Here is a 9,206-nt window from a genome sequence, read left to right as displayed (position 1 = left end):
CGCACAGGGCCAGGCCGGCGATCAGCGAGGAGGCGAGCAGGACGAGGGTCTGGCCGCGCCGGTCGACCAGGCGTCCGAGCAGCGGACCGCCGCCGCCCTGCGCGATGGCGAGCGTGCCGGCCACGACGCCGGCCGCGGCGTACGAGCCGGTGAGGTGCTCGGCGTGGACCAGCAGGCCCAGGCTGAACGTGGCGAGTGGGAGGCGGGCGAGTACGGAGGTCGTGAAGAGCATGTAGTCACCGTCGCCCCGAACTGGTACGAAAGACAGATCCACCTGCGCACCGGAAGAGGGGACCAGTTGGAACTCCTGATGTCGGTCTCGAGGGACCACCCGGAGACCTTGCGCGCGCAGATCGAGTCCCGGCTGCGCGGCGCGATCCGGGACGGCAGCCTGCGGCCGGGTACCGCGCTGCCGTCGACCCGCGACCTGAGCGGCCAGCTCGGCGTCTCGCGCAAGATCACCGTCGACGCGTACGCGCAGCTCGCCGCCGAGGGCTATCTGGCGATCCGGCAGGGCGCCCGCCCGCGGGTGGCCGACGGTCCATTCGGCCCGGAGCCGGGCGCCCGGCCCGTCCCGGCCGACCCGCCGCTGCGGTACGACTTCCGCCCGTCGCGCCCGGACGTGTCCTCGTTCCCCAGGGAGGCCTGGGCCCGCTGCATGCGGGAAGCGGTCATGGAGATCAGCGCCGCCGACCTCAACTACGGCGACGCGTTCGGCGTCGACGGCTTCCGGGAGAGCCTCGCCGACTATCTCGGCCGGGTCCGCGGCGTGGTCGCGTCACCCGACCGCGTGGTCGTCACCAACGGCTACCTGCACGGCATGGGCCTGATCTGCCGCACCCTCGCCGCCCGGGGCGCCCGGCGCATCGCCCTCGAGGACCCCAGCAGCTGGGAGGAGGACGAGATCGTCGCCCGCGCCGGCCTGGAACCGGTCCGGGTGCCGGTCGACGACCTCGGCCTGCGCGTCGACGCCCTGGCCGCGACGGACGCCGACGCGGTCGTGGTGACGCCCGCACACCAGCACCCCACCGGTGTGGTCCTGGCCCCGGCCCGCCGCGCCGAGCTGGTCGCCTGGCTGCGCGAGCGGCACGCGTACGCGATCGAGGACGACTACGACGCCGAGTACCGCTACGACCGGGCTCCGGTCGGCGCCCTGCAGGGCCTCGACCCCGACCACGTCATCTACTGCGGCACGGCGAGCAAGGTCCTCGCGCCCGCCCTGCGGCTCGGCTGGATGGTGGTGCCACCCGCGCTGGCCGGGCCGCTGCGGCACGAGAGGATGCTCACCGATCAGGGTTCGGCCCGGATCGAGCAGCTGGCGTTCGCCCGGTTCCTCGCCCGCGGTGACCTGGACCGGCATCTGCGGCGGATGCGGTTGCGGTATCGGGCGCGGCGCGACGCCCTGGTGGCCGCGCTGGCCCACCATCTCCCGTCGCTGCGCGTCACCGGGATCGCCGCGGGGCTGCACGTGACGGTTCCGGTCGACGACCAGGTGGCCGTCGCCCGCGCCGCGCGTCGCGTGGGCATCGGCCTGAGCACCCTTGCCGACTATCAAGCGTCCGGGAGTGGGACCGGAGCGCTGATCCTGGGCTACTCGTCGATGTCGGAGGCGCGGATCCGGGCGGGGGTCGCCGAGCTGGCCGCCGTGATCGCGCGTGCTTAGATTGCCGGATGCTCATCACCCGCGTGCTCGCCGTCGCCGCGTGTGCCGTCCTGCTCACTACCGGTTGTGACTCCGGCGACGACGCCGTGCCCGACCCGCCGGACGGCGGCTTTACCGTCACCACGATGCGTGGCGCGCTGTTGCAGGCCAACGAGATCGGGCCGACCTGGAAGGCGCCGGAGGCCTCCACCGACCCCAGCCGGCTGGTCGCCTTCTGCGGCGGCGCGGCCACCGTGCCGCCGGTGCCGCCGGGCGCCGAAGTGATCAGTACGCCACTGGTCGACGAGGGCAACCAGGGCGCACAGACGCTGACCCAGACCGCGCTGGTCTACCCCGACGACTCGGGCGCCCGGGCCGGGCTGGCGGCCCTGAGGGCAGTCGCCGATGGCTGTCCGGCCACCGTCAGCCGGCCGGCCACCGAGACCGCCGACCGGTCGGAGCCCGCCTACACCGAGACGGCTCGAACCACCGAGATGAACGAGGGTGGCTGGACCGGCTTCGTCGTCACCCGGCACAAGACCTACATCGAGAACAAGGGCACCGCGGACACCGCCATCGCCGTCGTGAGCAGGGCCAACGTCGTGTTCGTGGACGCGTACGCGGTGTACCGGCTCGGCACTTCCAGCGGCTCGCCCGCCTTCGACAGCGACTGGAAGAAACTGGTCGGCACAGTCCTCAACCGAGTGGGATAGACAGCGTCGCCCGATGTGGATTACCGTGACCTCAACGCCGTTGCGAGTTCTTCCCCCGTGGAATTCGCAGCGGCACCTTACGTTGTCCGCACGGGCATCGCGGTGTATCCGCGCAGGGTGAGACTGTCCCGCCGGGTGGGTTCGCCGCAGACCCGCACCCGGTCGCGCAGGACTGGGATCGCGATCTGCGCCTCCAGCCGTGCCAGCGGCGCGCCGAGGCAGTAATGGATGCCCCCGCCGAACGACAGCGGCGCGTTGTCGGCCCGCGACAGATCCAGCCGGCCGGGGTCCGTGAAGCGCCGCGGATCGCGATTGCCGGCCCCCGTGTACGCGATCACCCGCTCACCCGCCTCCACGACCGTGCCGCCGAGCTCCACGTCCTCGTGCGCCAGCCGCCCGACGAGCTGCACCGGGCTGTCGAAGCGCAGCAGCTCCTCGACCGCGAGCGCCGGGTCGCCGATCACCGCCTCCGGGTGCCGGTCCAGCACCATGACGCTGTTGGCGAGGAGGTTGGTGGTGGTCTCGAAGCCGGCCGCGAAGAGCAGCCCGGCCATCGTCAGCAGTTCCTCGCCGGTGAGCCGGTCGCCCGCCGACTCGGCCTCGACCATCGCGCTGATCAGGTCGTCGGCCGGTTTGCGGCGCCGCTGATCGGCCAGCCCGGCCAGATAGTCGTACACGGTCGCGGCGGCCGCGTCGGCGGTCACGAGCTGCTCCCGGTCGATGTACTCGAGCACCTGCGACCAGTCCCGGATCAGCGACTGGAACTGCGCCCGGTCGGCCGGCGGCACGCCCAGCAGCTCGCCGATCACGTTGGCGGGCAACGGGAACGCGAACGCCTGGATGAAGTCGGCCTCGCCGGACATGCCGGCCAGCAGCTCGTCCACCATGCGCTCGATCGCCCGCCGCAGCGCCTGCACGCGGCGGGCGGTGAAGGCCGAGCTGACCAGCCGGCGCAGGCGGGTGTGGTCCGGCGGGTTGAGGTTGAGGATGCTGGTGAACAGCAGCTTCAGCGCCGGGTGCTCGCGCCAGTCCTCGAACCCGATGAACGCCAGCATGTCGGGGGACATGTGGGCCAGCCGCCCGTCGCGGACCACCGTGGCGCAGTCCGCGTACCCGGTCACCACCAGCGCGCCGTCGTCGGCGCGGATGAGCGGTGCGATCTCGCGGAGCCGGTCGTATCGCGGATACGGATCCTCTCGGCCGACCAGGTTGGTCAATTCGCCGAGCAGCTGGCTCGTTTCGGAATTCTGCACAATGGCGCCCACCGACCCACCTTACCGACGCGGGCCGACGCGGACCGACGCCCGTGGTGCTCGTTGGTGCGCGGGGAGAGCGCATTCCGCGCACCGCCGATCGACGGCCAGTGGCATTCCGCACTGGATCATTTTCGTCGGCTGCAGACTCGCCTAGCCTACGGATCCCGGGCGTAGAACCGACCACGCTGGGGTATTCGTAACCCGGAGGTGCATCGTCATGAAGTTCGTCTACGACTTCGCCGAGGGAAACAAGGACCTGAAGGATCTGCTCGGTGGCAAGGGCGCCAACCTCGCCGAAATGACGAACCTCGGGTTACCGGTGCCCGCCGGTTTCACGATCACCACCGAGGCCTGCAAGGAGTACCTGTCCTCCGGAGCGCACGTCGACGGGCTCGACGAGGAGATCTCCGCGCACCTGGAGACGCTGGAAGAGGCGATGGGCCGCAAGCTCGGCGACCCGGCCGACCCGCTGCTGGTGTCCGTACGCTCCGGCGCCAAGTTCTCCATGCCCGGCATGATGGAGACCGTCCTGAACGTCGGCCTCAACGACGAGTCGGTGTCCGGGCTCAGCCGGCAGGCCGGCGGCAACGACCGGTTCGCCTGGGACTCCTACCGCCGGCTGATCCAGATGTTCGGCAAGACCGTCTGCGACGTGCCCGGCAGCGCCTTCGAGGATGCCCTGCACGAGGCGAAGAGCACCAAGGGCGCCAAGGACGACATCGACCTGGACGCCGAGGATCTCAAGGCGCTGGTCGGCGTCTACAAGGACCTCTTCGCCAAGCACACCGGCCATGAGTTCCCGCAGGACCCGCGCGAGCAGATGGACCTCGCGATCGCCGCGGTCTTCCGGTCCTGGAACGCCGACCGGGCCGTCCTCTACCGCCGGCAGGAACGAATCCCGGGCGACCTGGGCACCGCCGTCAGCGTCGTCTCGATGGTCTTCGGCAACCTCGGCCCCGACTCGGGCACCGGCGTCGCCTTCACCCGCGACCCGTCGACGGGCGCCACCGGCGTCTACGGCGACTACCTGCAGAACGCTCAGGGCGAGGACGTGGTCGCCGGCATCCGCAACACGGTCCCGCTGCAGGATCTCGAGCGGATCGACAAGCAGTCGTACGACGAACTGCTCGGCATCATGGCCACATTGGAGGGGCACTACCACGACCTGTGCGACATCGAGTTCACCATCGAGCGCGGCAAGCTGTGGATGCTGCAGACCCGGGTCGGCAAGCGCACCGCCGCGGCCGCCTTCACGATCGCCGCGCAGCTCGTCGACGAGGAGGTCATCGACCTGGACGAGGCGATGCACCGGGTCACCGGCAGCCAGCTCGCCCAGCTGATGTTCCCCCGTTTCGACATGAGCGGCGACCCGGAGGTGCTCACCAAGGGCGTCGGCGCCTCACCCGGCGCGGCGGTCGGCGAGGTCGTGTTCACCGCCGAGCACGCGGTGCAGGCCGCGGCCGAGGGCAAGAACGTGATCCTGGTACGCCGCGAGACGAACCCCGACGACCTGCCCGGCATGATCGCCGCCCAGGGCATCCTCACCTCGCGCGGCGGCAAGACCAGCCACGCCGCCGTGGTGGCCCGCGGCATGGGCAAGACGTGCGTCTGCGGCGCCGACGAGCTGCGGGTGTCGAGCGACTCGTTCACCGTCGGCGGGCACACCGTGAACGAGGGCGACACGATCTCCATCGACGGCACCACCGGCCGGGTCTACCTCGGCGAGGTGCCGGTGCAACCGTCCGAGGTGGTCCGCTACTTCGAGGGCGACCTGGACCCTGCCCTGGTCAACGAGCCCCTCGTCGCCGCCGTGCACCGGATCATGACGCACGCCGACGAGCGCCGCCGGCTGCTGGTGCGCACCAACGCCGACACCGGCCGGGACGCGGCCCGGGCCCGCCGGTTCGGCGCGCAGGGTGTCGGCCTGTGCCGCACCGAGCACATGTTCCTCGGCGACCGGCGCGAGCTGGTCGAGCGGCTGATCCTGGCGAACACCGACGACGAGCGCAACGAGGCCCTGAATGCGTTGCGGCCGCTGCAGAAGGCGGACTTCCTCGAGCTGTTCCGCGAGATGAACGGCCTGCCGGTCACCGTGCGCCTGATCGACCCGCCGCTGCACGAGTTCCTGCCGTCGCTGGAGGACCTGGCGGTCAAGGTCGCGGTGGCCAAGGAGCGCGGCGAGCAGGTCGGGCGCAGCGAGAAGATGCTGAACGCGGTGCGCCGCATGCACGAGTCGAACCCGATGCTGGGCATGCGCGGCGTCCGCCTCGGCCTGGTCATCCCCGGCCTCTTCGCGATGCAGGTGCGGGCGATCGCCGAGGCCGCCGTGGCGCTGGCCGGCGAGGGCGGCCGGCCGCGGCCGGAGATCATGGTCCCGCTGGTCGGCGCGGTGCAGGAGCTGGAGACGGTACGCACCGAGGCCGAGAAGATCATCACCGAGGTGGTCGGCGACTCGGGCGTCGAGGTGCTGATCGGCACGATGATCGAGGTGCCGCGGGCGGCGCTGACCGCGGGGCAGATCGCCGAGGCGGCCGACTTCTTCTCCTTCGGCACCAACGACCTGACCCAGATGGGCTGGGGCTTCTCCCGCGACGACGTGGAGGGCGCGTTCTTCTGGCGCTACCTCGAGCTGGGCATCTTCGGCATCTCGCCGTTCGAGTCGATCGACCGCGAGGGCGTGGGCCGGCTGGTGCGGATCGCCAGCGACGAGGGCCGGGCCACCCGGCCGGACCTGAAGCTGGGCGTCTGCGGCGAGCACGGCGGCGACCCCGAGTCGGTGCACTTCTTCCACGAGGTCGGCCTGGACTACGTGTCCTGCTCGCCGTTCCGGGTGCCGATCGCCCGCCTGGAGGCGGGCCGCGCCGCGGTCGAGTCGGCCGGCTCCGACCACCGCTGACCGCGGGCGATCCGCTGGTCGCGGGCTGCTCCGCTCACCGCTGGTCGCGGGCGTATCTGGCCGGCGGCGTGCCGATCAGGGCGGTGAAGTCGCGGGTCAGATGCGCCTGGTCGCTGTAGCCCAGCTCGGCGGCCAGGCACACCAGGTCGAGCCGCACGCCGGTCGCGGCGCGCGCGGCGGCCTCGTGCAGCCGGTAACGGCGGATCAGCCACTTCGGCCCGACGCCGACGTGCTCGCGGAAGAGCCGCTGCAGGCGGCGCAGGCCCACCCCGGTGGCATCCGCGAGCTGGTCGGCGCGGGTCAGGCCGGGTTCGACGGCGACCCGGCGGACGGCATCGGCCACCACGTCGCCGTCGGCGTCGCGGCGCGGCTCGAAACCCAGCAGGAACGCGTCGAGCACTGCCGCGGCGTCCTCGTCGCCGGCCGCCAGGACGGCCTCGGCCAGGGTGACTCCCGGCTCGCCGAAGAACTCCGCGACCGGGACGAACCGGGCGGTCAGCTCGGCCACCGGCCGGGCCGTGAACGGCCGGAAACCACCGGGCCGGAACCGGATGCCGAACACCCGGCCGGTGCCGGTGAGCGTCTCGGAGAACCGCCCGCGGGGCACCCCGGCCACCCGGCAGCGATCCGCCTTGAACGTGATGTTGACCGACGGATAGGGCAGGACCCACTGCTCGTACGGCGGGCGGCCGGTCAGGTCCCAGCGCACCCGCCAGTAATGCTCGGCGAACGGTTCGAGGCCGGGCGCGACCGGCAGCTCGGCGTAGGCGAACTGCCCGGCGGCGGCGCGGGCGTGCAGGATGCCGGGCATGGCCGTGAGCGTAGCGTCGCGTTCGTTCAAGACGGCGCGGTGCGCGTACCCCTAGCTTGGGCGCATGACCGCACCCATCGTGACGGCCGCGACGGCCGTGACCACCGACCTCGTCAGCGCCGTCCCGCCCGGCGCGGCCGGCCTGCCGACGCCCTGCGGAGACTGGGATGTCGCCGCGCTGACCGCGCACCTGCGCCAGGACGTCGCCGCGCTGGACCTGATCGGCCACGGCCGGGACATCCCCGCCGGGCACTGGACTTGGCCCGCGACGGCCACGACCCTGAGTGACGACTGGTCGATGCCCGAGGGGGTCGTGGATGTCGGCGGCATGACGATGCCCGCGGAACAGGCGGTGACGATGCTGGTGTCCGACGTCGTGCTGCACGGCTGGGACCTGGCCCGCGCGCTCGGCAAGGCGGTCGGCTGGCCGGCGGAGGCGGTGCGCACGACGCTTGACTTCGTCGTGGCCACCGCCGAACAGGGCCGGAGCATGGGCCTGTACGCCCCGGCCGTGCCCGTGCCGCCCACCGCGCCGCAGCTCGACCAGGTCCTCGGCCTCAGCGGTCGCGACCCGAGTTGGGAGCCCGGGGACGGCGCCCCGGGCCCCGCATAGTCTCAGCCGGCCGGGAACGAGTTCGGGTCGACGTCACTCGTGCTGGCGTTGCCGCCCACGACCTCCTTGAGGGTGATGGTCCAGCGGTCACCCCTGGACGAGAAGTCGAAGTCGTCGTCGAACTTGCTGAACGCGCAGTCGCGGGTGAAGCCCTTCTTCGCGGCGTCCCAGTCCTCGCCGGCGGCGGTGAAGATGTTGTACGAGCCGGCCTTGACGCCCTCGACCGTGTGCTTCGCCTTGCCGCGGACGTAGACCACGAACGCCGGCTTCTTCTGGCCCTTCGGCACCACGCTCACCGTCGTGTCCCCGGCGCCGTTCTCGATGACCAGCTCACCGCGGCCGCTGCCGGACTTCTTCTTCACGAAGTCGCCGTTGCCCAGGCGGCGGGTCTGCTCCTTGGGCGCGGCCGGCAGGAACGTGCCGAACTTGTACGAGGCGTCCTTGGCGGCCAGGGCCTTCGCCTCCGCGCGCACCTTCGCCGCGGCCTTGCCGCGCAGCACATCCGCCCCCGGCTGCCCGGCGGGGCAGGCCGAGCCCTTCTGCCCCGCGTCGGCCACCTCGTCCGAGAGGTCGGACAGCGAGTCGGCCAGCGGGGTCAGCGTGGCCCCGGTGAGCTTGCCGGCGCCGGCCTTCAGCCCCTGCGCGGCCGTGTCGAAGGCGGCCTTGTCCCCCTTGGCCACCGCGGCGAACGGCTCCTTCAGCGAAGCGTCCACCTCGGTCAGCACCTTGGCCGTGTCGGCGCCGGTCGCCGGCTCGTCGCCGCCGTCCTTGCTGCCGAGGCCACAGCCGGCGACGACGAACACGACGACCGCCACCGCCCCGATCCACATGCTTTTGCCCGGCTTGCGGTTCCCCCCAGGTTGAATCACCGCGGAAGTATGGGGCACGCGACGGCCGCGGCGCTGTCCCCTTTTAGGCTCTGTGGATAACGGTCCGGTCAGGATCCGGACAGCACGTGCCGGCTCTTTCCGCTGGTCTTCGCTCGGTACATGGCGAGGTCGGCCGCGCAGCATGTCGTCGGCGGTGTCGCCCGGCCGGTTCAGGGCGATGCCGACACTCGCCGTGACCGTCACCGCGCGCCGTCCGATGTGGATCGGACCGCGCATCGCGGCGACGATGCCGGCGGCCGCGACGTGGATGTCGGCCGGGTCGGCGAGGCGCTCGGCGACGACCGCGAACTCGTCCCCGCCGAAGCGCGCCACCGTGTCGCTCTCCCGCGGACAGGTCTGCAGCCGGGCCGCCGTTTCCCGCAGCACCGCGTCGCCGGCGCCGTGC

The 9,206-nt window shown here is 72.0% G+C and carries 7 protein-coding genes and 1 pseudogene; 4 read left to right on the top strand and 4 right to left on the bottom strand.

Features of this window, described 5'->3' with window-relative positions:
- A pseudogene (locus AB0M20_RS13615) lies at positions 1–232 on the bottom strand (MFS transporter); the annotation flags it as partial.
- 78 nt (positions 233–310) lie between these two features.
- Here AB0M20_RS13615 and AB0M20_RS13610 point away from each other — a divergent pair.
- Positions 311–1,663: a PLP-dependent aminotransferase family protein gene (locus AB0M20_RS13610; RefSeq protein ID WP_364297800.1), complete on the top strand. Its 1,353-nt coding sequence runs from the start codon at positions 311–313 to the stop codon at positions 1,661–1,663.
- Between the two features lie 8 nt (positions 1,664–1,671).
- On the top strand, positions 1,672–2,355 hold the full coding sequence (locus AB0M20_RS13605; protein ID WP_364297798.1) for a hypothetical protein: 684 nt from the start codon (positions 1,672–1,674) through the stop codon (positions 2,353–2,355).
- Positions 2,356–2,432: 77 nt separating this feature from the next.
- Here the strand turns inward: AB0M20_RS13605 and AB0M20_RS13600 are convergent, their stop codons facing one another.
- Positions 2,433–3,611 carry a cytochrome P450 gene (locus AB0M20_RS13600; protein WP_364297802.1) on the bottom strand — a complete coding sequence of 393 codons (1,179 nt, stop codon included), beginning with the start codon at positions 3,609–3,611 and terminating at the stop codon, positions 2,433–2,435.
- A gap of 217 nt (positions 3,612–3,828) precedes the next feature.
- On the opposite strand from AB0M20_RS13600, the gene ppdK reads away from it, so the two are divergent.
- Positions 3,829–6,507, top strand: a complete 2,679-nt coding sequence (gene ppdK, locus AB0M20_RS13595; RefSeq protein WP_364297796.1) for a pyruvate, phosphate dikinase — start codon at positions 3,829–3,831, stop codon at positions 6,505–6,507.
- A gap of 34 nt (positions 6,508–6,541) precedes the next feature.
- Here ppdK and AB0M20_RS13590 read toward each other — a convergent pair whose 3' ends face one another.
- Positions 6,542–7,318 carry a helix-turn-helix domain-containing protein gene (locus AB0M20_RS13590; protein ID WP_364297794.1) on the bottom strand — a complete coding sequence of 259 codons (777 nt, stop codon included), beginning with the start codon at positions 7,316–7,318 and terminating at the stop codon, positions 6,542–6,544.
- A 64-nt stretch (positions 7,319–7,382) separates the two neighbouring features.
- On the opposite strand from AB0M20_RS13590, the gene AB0M20_RS13585 reads away from it, so the two are divergent.
- The gene (locus AB0M20_RS13585) at positions 7,383–7,931 is read left to right on the top strand and encodes a TIGR03086 family metal-binding protein (protein ID WP_364297792.1); all 549 of its coding nucleotides are present in this window, start codon (positions 7,383–7,385) and stop codon (positions 7,929–7,931) included.
- Positions 7,932–7,933: 2 nt separating this feature from the next.
- Here AB0M20_RS13585 and AB0M20_RS13580 read toward each other — a convergent pair.
- On the bottom strand, positions 7,934–9,206 hold a 1,273-nt coding region (locus AB0M20_RS13580; protein ID WP_364297790.1), incomplete at its 5' end, for a GGDEF domain-containing protein.

The sequence above is a fragment of the Actinoplanes sp. NPDC051633 genome (genome assembly GCF_040681735.1).
GTDB lineage: Bacteria > Actinomycetota > Actinomycetes > Mycobacteriales > Micromonosporaceae > Actinoplanes.
Note: the sequence above shows the minus strand (reverse complement) of the source record. Positions and strands in the feature narration are given on the sequence as shown.

Coding starts and splice junctions, on each gene's coding strand:
- AB0M20_RS13610 (WP_364297800.1), top strand. CDS start 311: ATGTCGGTCTCGAGGGACCACCCGGAGACCTTGCGCGCGCAGATCGAG.
- AB0M20_RS13605 (WP_364297798.1), top strand. CDS start 1,672: ATGCTCATCACCCGCGTGCTCGCCGTCGCCGCGTGTGCCGTCCTGCTC.
- ppdK (WP_364297796.1), top strand. CDS start 3,829: ATGAAGTTCGTCTACGACTTCGCCGAGGGAAACAAGGACCTGAAGGAT.
- AB0M20_RS13590 (WP_364297794.1), bottom strand. CDS start 7,318: ATGCCCGGCATCCTGCACGCCCGCGCCGCCGCCGGGCAGTTCGCCTAC.
- AB0M20_RS13585 (WP_364297792.1), top strand. CDS start 7,383: ATGACCGCACCCATCGTGACGGCCGCGACGGCCGTGACCACCGACCTC.